This is a genomic window from Marinobacter sp. LM1 (assembly GCF_042763285.1).
In the GTDB taxonomy this organism is placed as follows: domain Bacteria; phylum Pseudomonadota; class Gammaproteobacteria; order Pseudomonadales; family Oleiphilaceae; genus Marinobacter; species Marinobacter nauticus.
Genome location: NZ_CP114373.1, coordinates 3,170,857 through 3,184,254, shown reverse-complemented (window position 1 = coordinate 3,184,254; position 13,398 = coordinate 3,170,857). Strand labels below are relative to the sequence as shown.

At 57.6% G+C, this 13,398-nt stretch carries 15 protein-coding genes; 6 read left to right on the top strand and 9 right to left on the bottom strand.

The window, feature by feature from the left end; all coding sequences use genetic code 11:
• Nucleotides 1–72: 72 nt before the first annotated feature.
• Complete coding sequence (locus tag OZ656_RS14855) at nucleotides 73–1,428, bottom strand: dicarboxylate/amino acid:cation symporter (protein ID WP_114434135.1); 1,356 nt, start codon at nucleotides 1,426–1,428, stop codon at nucleotides 73–75.
• A 181-nt stretch (nucleotides 1,429–1,609) separates the two neighbouring features.
• Between OZ656_RS14855 and OZ656_RS14850 the strand changes: the two genes are divergently transcribed.
• On the top strand, nucleotides 1,610–1,849 hold the full coding sequence (locus OZ656_RS14850) for a TIGR02647 family protein (protein ID WP_011786345.1): 240 nt from the start codon (nucleotides 1,610–1,612) through the stop codon (nucleotides 1,847–1,849).
• Between the two features lie 95 nt (nucleotides 1,850–1,944).
• Entirely contained in the window at nucleotides 1,945–2,841 is an 897-nt protein-coding gene (locus tag OZ656_RS14845) for a DMT family transporter (RefSeq protein ID WP_011786344.1), read from the top strand.
• 2 nt (nucleotides 2,842–2,843) lie between these two features.
• On the opposite strand, the gene OZ656_RS14840 is transcribed toward OZ656_RS14845, so the two are convergent.
• The 4 genes from OZ656_RS14840 to OZ656_RS14825 form a co-directional block, all read right to left on the bottom strand.
• Nucleotides 2,844–3,020 carry a DUF1328 domain-containing protein gene (locus OZ656_RS14840; protein WP_011786343.1) on the bottom strand — a complete coding sequence of 59 codons (177 nt, stop codon included), beginning with the start codon at nucleotides 3,018–3,020 and terminating at the stop codon, nucleotides 2,844–2,846.
• A gap of 129 nt (nucleotides 3,021–3,149) precedes the next feature.
• On the bottom strand, nucleotides 3,150–3,605 hold the full coding sequence (locus OZ656_RS14835; RefSeq protein WP_199452390.1) for a hypothetical protein: 456 nt from the start codon (nucleotides 3,603–3,605) through the stop codon (nucleotides 3,150–3,152).
• The gene (locus OZ656_RS14830) at nucleotides 3,605–5,263 is read right to left on the bottom strand and encodes a murein L,D-transpeptidase (RefSeq protein ID WP_199452389.1); all 1,659 of its coding nucleotides are present in this window, start codon (nucleotides 5,261–5,263) and stop codon (nucleotides 3,605–3,607) included. Before OZ656_RS14830 ends, OZ656_RS14835 begins: the two co-directional genes overlap by 1 nt.
• A gap of 162 nt (nucleotides 5,264–5,425) precedes the next feature.
• Nucleotides 5,426–6,091 (bottom strand): hypothetical protein, encoded by a 666-nt coding sequence (locus OZ656_RS14825; protein ID WP_023009157.1) that lies wholly within the window; start codon nucleotides 6,089–6,091, stop codon nucleotides 5,426–5,428.
• A gap of 176 nt (nucleotides 6,092–6,267) precedes the next feature.
• Here OZ656_RS14825 and OZ656_RS14820 point away from each other — a divergent pair, with 176 nt between their 5' ends.
• Nucleotides 6,268–6,927 carry a protein-L-isoaspartate(D-aspartate) O-methyltransferase gene (locus OZ656_RS14820; RefSeq protein WP_023009156.1) on the top strand — a complete coding sequence of 220 codons (660 nt, stop codon included), beginning with the start codon at nucleotides 6,268–6,270 and terminating at the stop codon, nucleotides 6,925–6,927.
• 12 nt (nucleotides 6,928–6,939) lie between these two features.
• Here OZ656_RS14820 and OZ656_RS14815 read toward each other — a convergent pair whose 3' ends face one another.
• Nucleotides 6,940–7,740, bottom strand: coding sequence for a DUF1338 domain-containing protein (locus tag OZ656_RS14815; RefSeq protein ID WP_199452388.1), 801 nt, complete (start codon nucleotides 7,738–7,740; stop codon nucleotides 6,940–6,942).
• Nucleotides 7,730–8,830, bottom strand: coding sequence for an arginine N-succinyltransferase (locus tag OZ656_RS14810; RefSeq protein ID WP_199452387.1), 1,101 nt, complete (start codon nucleotides 8,828–8,830; stop codon nucleotides 7,730–7,732). The genes OZ656_RS14815 and OZ656_RS14810 overlap by 11 nt, the downstream gene beginning before the upstream one ends.
• Before the next feature lie 115 nt (nucleotides 8,831–8,945).
• On the opposite strand from OZ656_RS14810, the gene OZ656_RS14805 reads away from it, so the two are divergent.
• Nucleotides 8,946–9,374, top strand: a complete 429-nt coding sequence (locus OZ656_RS14805) for an Lrp/AsnC family transcriptional regulator (RefSeq protein WP_031211329.1) — start codon at nucleotides 8,946–8,948, stop codon at nucleotides 9,372–9,374.
• 315 nt (nucleotides 9,375–9,689) lie between these two features.
• Nucleotides 9,690–11,372, top strand: a complete 1,683-nt coding sequence (locus tag OZ656_RS14800) for an AMP-binding protein (RefSeq protein ID WP_199452386.1) — start codon at nucleotides 9,690–9,692, stop codon at nucleotides 11,370–11,372.
• Nucleotides 11,373–11,458: 86 nt separating this feature from the next.
• Here OZ656_RS14800 and OZ656_RS14795 read toward each other — a convergent pair whose 3' ends face one another.
• Nucleotides 11,459–11,653, bottom strand: coding sequence for a hypothetical protein (locus OZ656_RS14795; RefSeq protein ID WP_014422246.1), 195 nt, complete (start codon nucleotides 11,651–11,653; stop codon nucleotides 11,459–11,461).
• 127 nt (nucleotides 11,654–11,780) lie between these two features.
• Between OZ656_RS14795 and OZ656_RS14790 the strand changes: the two genes are divergently transcribed.
• Nucleotides 11,781–12,680: a LysR family transcriptional regulator gene (locus tag OZ656_RS14790; RefSeq protein WP_031210210.1), complete on the top strand. Its 900-nt coding sequence runs from the start codon at nucleotides 11,781–11,783 to the stop codon at nucleotides 12,678–12,680.
• 1 nt (nucleotide 12,681) lies between these two features.
• Here OZ656_RS14790 and OZ656_RS14785 read toward each other — a convergent pair whose 3' ends face one another.
• Nucleotides 12,682–13,311 (bottom strand): lysozyme-like domain containing protein, encoded by a 630-nt coding sequence (locus OZ656_RS14785; RefSeq protein WP_183576605.1) that lies wholly within the window; start codon nucleotides 13,309–13,311, stop codon nucleotides 12,682–12,684.
• Nucleotides 13,312–13,398 lie beyond the last annotated feature (87 nt).

Sequence of the window (13,398 nt, the reverse complement as noted above, 5' to 3'; positions counted from 1 at the left end):
GCCGTTCAAGTGTAGGAGTTTCGTGCCTTCATGATACCGATTGTTCATGGGGTCACAAACTGGCCGTTGTCTTCAGGCATCGACAGCACTCGGTCCGGCCGGCGGCGGAATTCGCTTGCCCGACCAGTTCTCCAGCAGCCGGCAGGCAACCAGGTCGCCGGTCACATTGATGGCGGTTCGGCACATATCCAGAATTCGGTCCACGCCCATGATCAAGGCAATACCTGCGGCTGGTACACCCACCGATTGCAGTACCATTGCCAGAATGACAATGCCAACCCCCGGGGTAGCCGGCGACCCTATGGAGGCACCCACTGCCATGGCGACCACCAGGGCCATACTGCCAACACTGAGGTCGATGCCGTAGACCTGGGCCAGGAAAACGGTCGCGACGGCCTGATAAAGCGCAGTGCCATTCATGTTGATGGTGGCGCCCAGGGGGACTACAAACTGGGAAACCGAGGGGCGCACTCCCAGTTTGTCCTCTGCGGTACGGATAGACAGGGGCATGACAGCGGCGGAGCTGGAGGTTGAGAATGCCAGCAGCAAGACATCACGGGTATCCCTCAGGAACTGCAGTGGCCGTACACCTGCCAGCAGTTTGAGAATGACCAGATAAAACCCCATCAGGACGGCGAGGCCGAACAGCACCGTTGCCACATAGGAGGCCATGCCAATCATGGCACGAAAACCCAGGGTAGTTGTGAGTTGCGCCATCAGGCCAAACACGGCATAGGGCGCAAGGCGCATGGCCCAGCGAACCACGGTCATGCAGATTTGCTGCAGTGAATCGAGCAGGTCCAGCATCGGTTTGGCTTTGTCGCCCGACATACTCACCAGCGCAACGCCGATGATGATGGAGAAAATCACCACCTGCAGCATCTGCCCTTCCACCATGGCGTCCAGGGGGTTACCGGGCAGAAGTCCAATCAGTGTCTGGGGGAGGGCGTCCAGGCCGGGGATGTCGGCGGCCACCGGCGCGGCATCGGCTGGCGGTGTGGTCAGCCCGGTCATCAGATCCCCCGGGTTAACCAGGCCGCCCACCCAGAGCCCGATGGTGGCCGCAATGGCGGTTGTAATGACAAAAAACAGGGTAACCCGGGTCCCCATTTTCCGGAGTTGTTCCAGGTTGTCGCTGGCGGCCAGTCCTCGCACCACCGAGGCAATCACCAGTGGTATGACGATCATCTGTATAGTGGCGAGGAAGAGTTGCCCCGGAAACGCCAGCCAGTTGCCGATCAAGGTGCCTGTTTCCGGTTCGACCAGGCCGACCGAAGGACCAAGCAGTGTGCCCACCACCAGACCAAGCCCCATGCCAATGAGCACTTTAAGCCAAAGCCTGCCTTTGACCAGTGTGGCCAGGTAGACGCTCAGATGGCGCAGCGAGCGAGGTGCATTGTCGGTGGTCTGAGCTGGTGTGTTATCCATGATCAACGTGTCCGTGTTGCCGTTTTTCTGTGTCGGTGACAGGCAGAGATCGGGCCTTTGAAGACAATAACCATAGGATAGTCAGGCAAACTATGCATCTGGATCAATTTCTTTGTGATTCCGCTTCGGTCCACGACTGTTTGGGCTAAACTGCAGAGAACGCTGACGATAAGGAGCTTTTATGCCGTTCTCTCCAAACCACCTTGCTGAGCTGAACCTGTTGCTGCAGTTTCCGTCCGCCTCTACTCAGGAGGGCATCAAGGTGCACGCTCACAGTGCGGCGCCGGAAACGCTGCGCGCGGCGGAATCCTTGTTTGCCAAGGGGCTGATAAGCCAGAAGGATGGTGGTTACCTGACGCCGCTTGGTTGCGAAGCGGTGGAGTTTACCCAGAAGCTTCAGACAATGCTCACCGCCCCATAGGGTGACTGTGGCTCTGTAATGGCAAGGCTGTACCTGTTCCCGGCCTGATTGGCCGGGTATAGTCGAGGCTCTTTTTCCAGCCTCTGCCAGGACTTATGCCACCGATCTATTACTCCTTTTTTGTGCCCGCCCTGTTTGTCTGGTTGTGGAGCACCGGGTTCATTGGCGCCAAGTATGGTCTGCCTTATGCGGAACCCTTTACCCTGCTGCTGATCCGTATGCTGCTGACGCTGGTGCCGTTGGCTATTCTCGCCGTGGCCATGAAATCCCGTTGGCCGGGCTGGCGTGGGGCCGGGCATCTGGCGATTACCGGGTTGTTGGTGCAGGGAACCTATCTGGGCGGGGTGTTCTATGCCATCGATCAGGGCATGCCCTCGGGCCTGGTCTCACTGATTGTTGGCTTGCAACCGCTGGTAACAGCGCTGGCAGCCGTTCTGATTCTGCGGGAGTCGGTTGCTGGCAGGCAGTGGCTGGGGCTGGTCATGGGGCTGGCCGGAGTGGCGTTGGTGCTGGCGGAAAAGTTGGGCAGCGGTGCCAATGGCGGTAGTTTTTCACCGGTCACCATTCTGTGGGCAGGCTTGTCGTTGATCGGCATTTCCCTGGGTACGGTCTATCAGAAGCGCTTCGGAACCGGAGTGGACCTGATATCTGGCACCATGATTCAGTACACAGCGGCTGCAGCGTTCTTCGCGATTGGTGCTTTTACGCTGGAGACCCGGCACATCGAATGGACAGTGCAATTCAGTCTGGCGCTGGGATGGCTGGTGTTCGGGCTGTCGGTAAGTGCCATTCTGATTTTGATGTGGCTTATTCGTCGTGGTGCGGCTTCGCAGGTGGCCAGTCTGTTTTATCTGGTGCCACCGGTAACGGCTCTGGAAGCCTTTATTCTGTTCAATGAGCGGTTGGGGCCGTTGGCCATTGCCGGGGGAGTGGTGGCGGTAGCCGGGGTGGCCCTCGTGGTTACTGGAGGGCCACGACCGTTAAATCGCTGATGCTATACCTTTGGCCCCTTACCGCGCAGGGCGTTAACGACCAGCGACACCACCAGAAGCACCAGAAAGACGAAAAACAGTATCTTCGCGAAGCCGGCTGCTGTGCCTGCAATACCGCCAAAACCCAGAATACCTGCGATCACTGCAATTACGAGACAAACAATAGCCCAATAGAGCATTTCGTGTCCTCCTTTCAAGGGTTGCTTTTTAACCGTGGCACAGGGCTTCCAGGTACGCAATTTTCAGCGGGTTTTGTGGAGGGATGGTAACGGCCCCGTCATTTGGCCATCGCCGCAATAGAGTTCTTTTCAGTCCGTTTTTCGGGTCGGAAACACCGACGTGGAGAGTGTTGGCTGACAGCCAACGACACCTCGTGCCTGCTCGTGGGCATGCAGGTACCAACGCTGGCCGCCTTCCGGAAACGTGGTGCTGTCCACCTGAAACTCTGCGGTGCCCACGGTTGCAGGAATCGGAGTGCCATCGGCATGGCGGTAGACACAGCTGGTACCGAGGGTTACAGGCCGGGCAACGGGCAGCTCAATAAAGCCGTCGCTGCGCACGGTCGGCGCTTCTCCATTGATGTCGGTAATCTTCAGGCAGGGGCCAAAATGAATACGATCCTGGTCGCCGACGGGTTCCTCCAGACAGTGTGTGGCCTTGAGAAAAACAACATTACGGTTGGCCCCTTCCTTTGCGTTCGGAAGGTTCTGGCATCCGGACAGTACGATGGCCGAGATCGCCAGCATTGTAAGCTTCAGTCTCATCAGAGGCTCCTTGGTGTCAGTGACGCTTTACCCTCAGAATCTGCACGCAGTGCCTGCAGCAAACGGCGGTCACGATCATACACATCGTTCCGGAACTGGAGAACGCCGGCCGGATCAATCCAGGTGGTCCAGTATTGCAGGTACACAGGCACCGGTTCCGATAGCACTACGGTTGCCGGTTCGGCGGTTGCCAGGGTCTGCTCAATTCGCTTTTTGTTCCATCCGTTGGTGTTTGCCAGCAATCGTTCGGCCAGCTCAAAGGGGCGTTCCAGACGGATGCAGCCGGAGCTCAGGGTTCGCTCCAGCCGACTGAACAACGATTGCGCCGGGGTATCGTGGAGGTAGATATCGTACTGGTTCGGGAACATGAATTTGACCTGGCCCAGCGCATTCTGGGGGCCGGGCTGCTGAATCAGCTGGTAGGGAAAGTTGTTCTTCGAGAGTTTCGTCCAGTCGATTTCTGCTGGATCGACTTCGCTCTGGTTTGCGCCCCAGCCTCTGAAAACCTTGAAGCCCAGGCGCTCCAGATACTCCGGATCTGACCGTATGATCGGTAGCTGGTCTTCGATCATCAGCTTCCGGGGTACCGTCCAGGTCGGATTGAAAACCAGGTAGCGAATGCGATCGCTGAATACTGGCGTCTGCCGGTATGGCCTGCCAACAATTACCCGTTGGCGATGGACCTGCTCGCCGCTCTCTACGAGCACCAGCTCAAAACCGGCGATGTTAACGACGACATAGGTTTCTCCCAGGGATTCCGGTAACCACCGCCACCGTTCCAGGTTGGCGTCCAGGCGGTATATCCGTTCCAGGGGCAACAGGTTCAGCGCTGTCAGAGTGTCCCGGCCGACGATTCCATCTGGTTCCAGGCCGTGTCGGGCCTGGAATAAGGGGATCGCAGTGGCCAGGGCGTCGTCGTAGTGTTGGTGATTCGAGGCTTCTGGCGAGTCGCCGGAGAGGTCGCCCAGCATTGCCAGGCGGCGACGAATGTCGGGTATGCGGTTATCGGTATCGCCTGGTCGGATACTTGGTCCCGAAACGATAGCCGGCCAGTCTGCGCTGATCAGCTCACCCAGCGCTTTACGTCGTTGTACCAGTTGATGGTAGGCCGCAGAGCGGGGTTTCAGATCCTGCAGGGTGGTGTAGACGGTGCCGCTGGCCAGGGCTTCGGCCAAGACCGACTGCATCTCCCTTTGCTGGCGGTTGGCGGTCCATTCCGCATGGATGGTTGTGGGGTTGACCTTGCCGTGGTGCAGGTGGGACGCCAGTAGCAGGAAGGCATCCGAGAGTACAAGGTCAAGGTCGGTCTGTAATTCCTCGGCACTGTCATTCAGGTCTTTCAGGGCGAGTGCTGCAAGGGTGTCGTAGTGGTAGTCGCCGGGGTTGAGGCCGTCACCGGCCACTTCCCTGATGGCTTCGAGCAATTCCCTGCGATTGCTTGGGTCCTCCCAGGCCAGCGTGTACCCTCTGGCTTCGTAGAATCGCGTCAGCGCTTCCTTGGCATATAGCCGGGATTCCAGCACCGATACCGGGTAACCAGCCTGCAGGGCTTCAATGCGGTTGATCAGTCCATCATTGCCCTGGGCCCTGGCCGGAACCGCAAACACCAGAGCCAGGAGAAGCCAGTACAGGGTGAGTGGGTAACGAGCTTCCTGCATTCTGCGCCTCTATTGCGGTGTACGATCAAAGGCTGTCCCTGCGGTGTCCGTAATGCCTGGGCAGTCTATCTGACGGCAGTATAGCCTGATCGTTCAATCCCGGTAGGGGCAAAGCGCGGTTGGCTTCTGCCGCCCGAGGCTGCGGGCGGCAATGGCTGGGGCTTAGCCAGCGCGCCCAAACATACGTTCAAGGAAACCCAGTTCCCTGACATCGGGCACGGGCAGTTCATCCACCTGTTCCATGGCCTGGCGCCAGAAAGCCTCAGGGGTGTCCAGGTGCTCCACGGTCTTACGTTCTTCCGGGCTGTAATGATTGTGTTCCCCGGTCATGCCGGCGTCGGCCAGGGACTCTGTCCACAGGTAGATCGCCGAGCGGATGGTGCGCAGCAGGCGGCAGTAAACTTCACGGCTGAGATTGATCGCCAGTTCCGCCTTGAGGTTGATTTGCTTTTGCACATGGGCCATGTCGTCTTTGTCCAGCAACGCCCGATGACCATTGCCTTTCTTGCAGTTCAGGCACACCTGCTCCAGGGACTTGATGCCCTCCGGAAGGTCCAGGTGACCGTATTCCGCGGTCTGGCGCTCATCCACCGGCGCTGGAATCCAGCCGTACTGGGGTGATTTTGCAACAATGTGACCGGGCAGGTCGCGTCGGTAGGGCGGGGCCTTGTCCTTGTCGGTGTAGCCATCAAATTCTTCCCGCAACCAGGCCGCCATTTTCCGGTGGCGTAGCATGGTGGCGAGCGTAATGGCCGAGGGTACGATGTCCGTTAGCAGGTCGCTGGCGTCCTGGGTACGTTCCTGAAGATGATCCACGGATGTTGACATGGTCTGCGCTCCATTCGGGCCGGTTTATGGGCCCTGATCTTTTTGTTGTTGTCTGGTTCTCCTGTGTCGGCATCAGGAGTAACCTGTGGTTAAAAAGTAGTCAGTCCCGGGTGTTCGCACTGTTGTAAAAAAGTTATGCCTTTGTAACGACAGGTAAGCATGAGGAGGGACACCTTATGAACAAAGACGGACAGGATCTGAGTGATATGCGACGGGCCATGGTCCGGTGCCAGCTGGTGCCTCGGGGTATTTCCGATGGACGGGTGCTGGAGGCCATGGAGCGTGTGCCCAGAGAGCAGTTTGTTCCCGAACATCTGCGCTTCGAGGCTTATGAGGACCACCCGGTACCCATTGGCCAGGGTCAGACCATTTCTCAGCCTTACATCGTTGCCCTGATGGCAGAAGCTCTGTGTCTAAAGGGCCGCGAGCGAGTGCTCGATATTGGCACTGGTTCGGGCTACGCCGCCGCCGTCCTGGCCAGTCTCGCTCTGGAAGTTTTTTCCATTGAGCGTATTCCGGAACTGGCGGCCCAGGCGCGCAAAAATCTGGACCGAACAGGCTTCACCCAGGTGCATGTGAAATGCGCAGACGGTACGTTAGGCTGGCCAGAGGCAGCACCATTTGATGGCATCTGCGTGGCTGCCGGAGCCCCTGCGGTGCCAGCGGCCCTCAAGCAACAACTGGCGGTCGGCGGGCGGCTGGTGATTCCGGTGGGCACAGAGGGCGGCCTTCAGCAACTGCTCTGCATCACCCGGCTGTCGGATTCCGAGTATGAGCAGGCGAGCTACGGCGATGTACGCTTTGTCCCGCTGCTGGGTGAGGAAGGCTGGCCTTAAGCCTTCCCTGGTTTAACTATGGGTGCTCTCGAAAATCCGATCGGCGGAGGCGGCAACAAAACCGCTATAGAGTTTGCCGTTGGCCATTGGGTAGCGCTTGGCAAATTCGTAAAAGCAGCTCGGAATGACTGCGTCCTGGTCGGTAAAGTGCGCGGTAACACGGTCGGCCATAGTGGACGACTGTTCCAGGCAGTCCTGCGGTGAACCTTTCACTTCTCCACCACTGGCATTCACGGAAAAACCCTGTTCTTTCAGCAGCGTGTTGATGTCTGGTACCGAGTGAATCGTGTCCAGGTGGTTTATGCTCACGGTAAAGTGGTTGGCGCGATAGCCCCAGGCTGCCAGCCAGCCGGCGTATTCACTTTCCTCAAGCAACTGTCGATAGGTTGAGTAATCCAGATTCCAGTGTCGGCCTGAGTAGAGAAAGTCATCAGCCTGTACCCTTTTCGGGTCGATCTGGTCTACCAGACCCTGCACTACCGCTTGCAGCTGGTCTGAGCATTGTTCGACCAGCAGTTCGGAGATAAACACTTTTGGCACCTCCGGGTCCGGGTGCTCGTAATGCCGGGCGTAGAGCTTCTTGGCTTCAAAATGGTATTCGCCACAGGGTTGGTAACCTAAAGCCAGGAAATGCGCAGCCAGGGCGTCCAGACCCACCGGCGCCGGGTTGAAGGTTCTCAGGGCGATATGATCATTGACGATGGCGGTGTTCTCGCGCTCGGCCAGCAGGGCATGAATGCGGTCTGCCGAAGGTGTTACGGCCCGGTAGTCTTCCCAGAGCGCGCGAAACAGGGTGTCGACGTCAGAGTGCATAGTGAACCTCCGCAGAATCTGTGACATGGATTGAGGCCGCCGGAATGGCTTGCTGGCCCAGGGGCAGGGCTCGTACTGATGCGCCCACACTGAGGTCCAGCGCATCGGCTTGCTTGGTTGAAAGCTCGATCCGGCCGCTGGCCAGGGCGTGAGTGTCTGTATTCACAACCATCGCGCGAAAGCCCTCGAGCCCGGTATTAGTCACAAGCACCGGGCGGCCTGTGTCTGTAAGGTGTTGGTTTCCGGTTGTGCTGATCTCTGCCGACATCAGTGCAGCTTCCCGGACACTGCGGATGTCATCTGTCCGGCATTCAACGGTGGGGCCGGCGTCGAACAGATCCACCATTCCCCGATGGCGGAACCCCTCTGCCTTGAGCATGGCCAGCGCGGGCCTGGTGTCCGGATGCACCTGACCGATGACAGCCCGGGCCGGATTGCTCATTAAATGAGTATAGAGAGGTAATGAAGGCATCAGGTCCTCGACGAAGTCCAGTGAACCAGCACCCGCCAGTTGCGTGACATGGCTGAACTCCAGATCAATAAAGTGATCCCGCAGCCAGTCCCAGAAGGGCGACTGGCCGAGTTCATCGGCCACACCCCGCATCTGGGCAATGGCCAGGTTCGGAAAGCGGTCCAGATGTTGGGCGATAAAGGCGAAGCGGACTTTGGAGAGTAATTTGCCGGCATTGGCGCGGCGAAAAGCCGGGCGCAGATACAGTGAGCAGAACTCCGTACAGTTCCGGTAGTGCACGCAGCGGGTGAGCGCGCCCACGGAGCGCCGTAGCCCCAACTCTCTGGAGTGATGAGTGAGGGTGCTGTGGCGAAAATGGTAAAGCGGTTGCGACCGGCCGGTTCCAGAGGTAATGCCGGTTGTGCCCATGATCTGCCCGGAAGTCTCCTCTTCAAGCACAAACAGGTAGCGTTGTTCGCTGTGGTCGACGGCCTGTGAGCGGAAGCTGCGAATTGAGCCCTCAATTTTTCGGGATAGCCGGTCTTTGTCCGGCATCAGGGAAGTAAATCCCGGGCCGGACTCGCAGGCTATCTCGTACAGATCGTTCAGGTCGTCATGACGAACCGGGCGAATAATCATGGCGGCACCTCAAAATTGTTTTTTATCAGTATGAGTGCGTAAGCCGCCGGTTTGCAGTGTCAGAATGTTCGAAATGATCTATTGTTTTGTTGAAATGATAAGTTTGGGGATCAAAATGACAGAAAGTCGCGATCAGAAACTGCTTGCTCTGCTCCGGCGCAATGCCCGTACGAGTGTGACCGAACTGGCCAAAGCACTGCACGTGTCCCGATCAACGATTCAGAATCGCATTGCCAGGCTGGAGGCCAGCGGCGTCATTCGCGGCTATTCAGTGATTCTGGGAGGGGATTATCTGCAAGGGCAGGTGGAAGCCCACGTGTCTATCAAGGTCCGGCAGAAGCTGACCGCCCGAACCAACACGGAACTGGAGCGTATCAGCCAGGTGGCACAGTTATTTGCCGTGAGCGGGGAATATGACCTTATAGCGATTGTCCAGGCCCGTACTCTGGAGGAGTTAAGTAAGGTGCTGGACGACATCGGCAATCTCGAAGGCGTCGAACGAACCAATTCAGCCGTCGTGCTGGAAACCCGCTTCAAACGTTAGCGTTTGACGGTCAGGAGCCGAGCATGCCTGCCCAGGCGCTGTAGAGGAAGGCACCGGAACCGACCAGAATCAGGGCCCAGGCCGGAAAGATCAGAACAGAGCGCGTTGACGATTTCATAACGACCTCCTGAGGTGATGACAATCTTTACGCTGCAACTTTCAATCTAGACCAGACTTGACGGATGTCACGAAGTATTTTGAGTGACAGGTCTCAGATTCGAGCTAAACGGCCAATCACCGGGATTGTTATTGCTATTGAGGGAGTCGGAAAGTTGGCTAGTATGGAGAGGAAGAAAACAATAACAAGGACGCACAATGGCCGTAGACCCGAACAAGCAGACTTCACTGCATTGCCTTTATTACTGGGCAGAGCATACTCCCGACAACGTTTTTTTGACCCAGCCCTACCCAGACGGGCGTGTTGAAGATATTACCTGGCGTGAAGCCGCCGACCAGGTGTCGCGCATGGCCGCCCACCTGAACACGCTGGGGTTGCCTCAGCGAAGCAATATCGGGATTCTGGGCAAAAACAGCGCCCACTGGATTCTGTCCGATCTGGCCATCTGGGCAGCAGGGCACGTCAGCGTACCGCTCTATCCAACTCTGAATGGCGAGACCGCAGCCTATATTCTGGACCACAGTGAAACTCAGATGCTGTTTCTCGGCAAACTCGATGGCACGGCCGATGGCTGGCATGACATCAAAGGCCATATTCCCGAGCAATTACCGATTATCTCGCTGCCCCTATCGCCTCGGGACGACACGCCCAAATGGCAGGACATCATCGCCGAACAGTCCCCGGCGATACCGAAACTGCCCGATCCCGATGATCTGGCCACCATTGTTTACACCTCTGGCAGTACCGGGCGGCCGAAAGGCGTGATGCACAGCTTCCGGACCATGATCTCGGTTGCTGACGGGCTGCAGCAGCTATTCCCCGTATCGGCCAGCGAACGTATGTTGTCCTATCTGCCCCTGGCCCATGTGGCCGAACGGGCGGCGGTGGAGACCCAGTCACTGTATTACGGTTTCCATCTGTACTTTGCCAACTCGCTGGATACCTTTCAGGAGGATCTGCAGCGGGCCCGGCCAACCCTGTTTTTCTCGGTGCCTCGCCTGTGGATGAAATTCTACCTGGGGGTGAATGCGAAGTTGCCGCCCAAGAAGCAGAAATTGCTGTTCAATATCCCGATTCTGAACACGCTGGTTAAGAAGAAGGTGCTCAAACAGCTGGGGCTGGATCATTGCCGGGCGGCACTCACCGGTGCGGCTCCGCTCTCGGCAGAGATCATCGGCTGGTACCGAAACCTTGGTCTGGAGTTGCTGGAGGTCTACGGCATGTCCGAGAACTTCGGCTATTCCCATGCCAACCGTCCGGGCCAGGCCAAGGTGGGCACCGTTGGTATGGCCAACCCGGGTGTTGAGCATCGAATCGGGGAAGGAGGCGAGGTTCAGGTGAGGAGTCCGGGCCAGATGCTCGGTTATTACAAGAACGAGGAAAAAACCCGGGAAGACCTGACGGATGACGGTTTTCTCAAAACCGGTGACATGGGTGAAATTGACCGTGATGGATGCCTGCGCATTACCGGGCGGGTAAAAGACCTGTTCAAAACATCAAAGGGGAAATACGTGGTGCCGGTGCCTATCGAGAACCGGTTCAATCACCCCAAGGCGGAAGTGGTGTGTGTGGCGGGTGCCAACCAGCCCCAGCCGTGCCTGATGGTACTGCTCTCCGAGGAGGCCCGCGATGAACTGGAGCGGGGAGGCAGTCGCAGCGAGCTGGAACAAGAGCTGGCGGAGGAACTGGACTCCGTGAATGCGGAATGTGAGTCCCACGAAAAGGTGGCTTTTGTCGTCGTGGTACGTGAACCCTGGACCATGGAAAACGGTATGCTCACGCCCACCATGAAGATCAAACGCAATGTCATCGAGGATTTCTACAACCGCAAGATGGACGAGTGGTTTGAGCAGAAACGCAAAGTGATCTGGGAATTCTGACCGGGTACAAGCGAACAAAAAAAACGCCGGCATGGAAACATGCCGGCGTTTTTTATTCAGCAACCCCGAAAGGCGTGCAGTCTGTTTTAGTGGCCGCCCTGAACCTGGGGCATATCCTGCGCCACGGCTACCGCCTTGCGATTGAAAATTCGCACCTTGCGGCTGATAAACTGCATCGCCTGCCTTGCGGCAGCGCGGGTATACTGGCGCCTGACCTCAGTACTGTTGTGGAGGATACTGGACGGCAGCGGTTTAACGGTTGCGATATGGTTCTGAGTCATAGCGCCTTCCTCCTTCATCTGGTGGATTGTTAGCGATCTATCTTTAATTTACGTTCAATTCTAAGGATTCTTTTTTGCAGCTTGAATACGTTAAAATCCGTACCCTTGTTGCAAATATGCAGTGATTATGGACTGGGATTATCTTCGATATATAAGGGCCCTTGCAATAGGCGGAACGCTTGCAAAAGCCGGTGAAATTCTGGGTGTTCACCAAACGACTGTTTTACGGCGACTTGATCAGATGGAAGAGTCGCTGGGGGTGCAATTTTTTGAGCGTAACCAGAGCGGATTGCAGCTCACACCCGTGGGAGAAATGGCCTTTCGGGAGGCTGAACGGCTGGCTACCGATATGGAAAACCTTGAACGCAAACTGGTGGGGGATGATTCCGCACCGGTTGGCAAGGTTCGTGTGGCCGCCGAAGACGTGATGATGAATGAACTGCTCAGCCCGATTCTGGCCGAGATGGTGCGCACCTATCCCGAGATTGAGCTGGAGGTTCTCACTGATAACGATGTGGCCAATCTCAGCCACCGGGAAGCCGACCTTACCCTTCGGCCGGAGAACAAGCCCCAGGCAACGCTGGAAGGTGAGAGGATTGCCGCAATCGAATCCGCGGTCTATGGCGCAGCAAAATACTGCCGCCGGCACCGGAACATGGATATCGAGAATCAGCCGGAAGGCTGTACCTGGATACTGCCAGACGAATCCTTCAGCCACCTGGCAACGGGGCGTTGGTACCGCAAACAGCTGAAAAATGTCACGTCGGTGATTCGCTGCAATAGCCTGCAGTCCATGCATGCCCTTGCCCGGGCCGGGGCAGGCCTGGCAGTACTGCCCTGTTACCTGGGCGACGCCACCAGGGAATTGCGGCGGCTGTCCGATCCTCTGGAGGGCGAAAGCATCGACCTCTGGCTCCATGTAAACCAGGATACCCAGCAGATGGCCCGGGTCAGAATGGTCATGGAGTTTCTGGTAGAGCGCTTGCAGGGTCTGGAGTCGGTGATCGAGATTTCGGGAGCCCTGTAGCTCAGTCTTCAGCCGAGCAGAACGGCCAGAACTGGTACCAGCGCCAGCACTGGAACTCCGCTTCGCACTGCTGCAACTGGTTGTGGTAGCGGTAAGCCCTGGCCCGGACCCGGCTGGCCAGGGCCTGAAGCTGCGGCTTACGGTCGAAGGAGCGCCGGGCATAGCCGGTTCTGCCTTCATGGTAGGCCAGGTACAGTTCCCTCGGGGCGGTATAGGGGATACCCAGTTGCTGGTGGCTCAGGCGGTTATACCAGCCGACGAAATCCAGGGCATACTGCATATCGCTGCGCACCGTCAGCCAGTCACCATCGTTTGCTGCCAGGTATTCCTGCCAGGCTGGATCAAGGGCCTGGGCGTAACCGAAGGCTGTGGTTGGTCTTGCCCACGGAATCAGACCCCATAGCCGGGTACGCGGTGGTCTGGCATGGCTTCGAAACGATGATTCGTAATAGACAAAGGCCATCTGGGTGGCAATGGGGGTTCCCCAGCGTTGTTGTGACCCGCTGGCATAGTCGTACCAGACCGGATGCTCCCGGAAAATGTCGCAAAGATTTTCCGGTCTCGCCGGGGGATCCGGAGCCAGCAGGCTGAAGCGGAGCGTGGCCCAGATCCCGATCAGTAGGCCGGCCACCGGTGGCCCATACCATTTTGCCAAGCGAAGCCAGCGTGCTTTTTCAGCCTTATGGCGGCTCTTTTTCTTTCGGCCTGACCTGTTGCG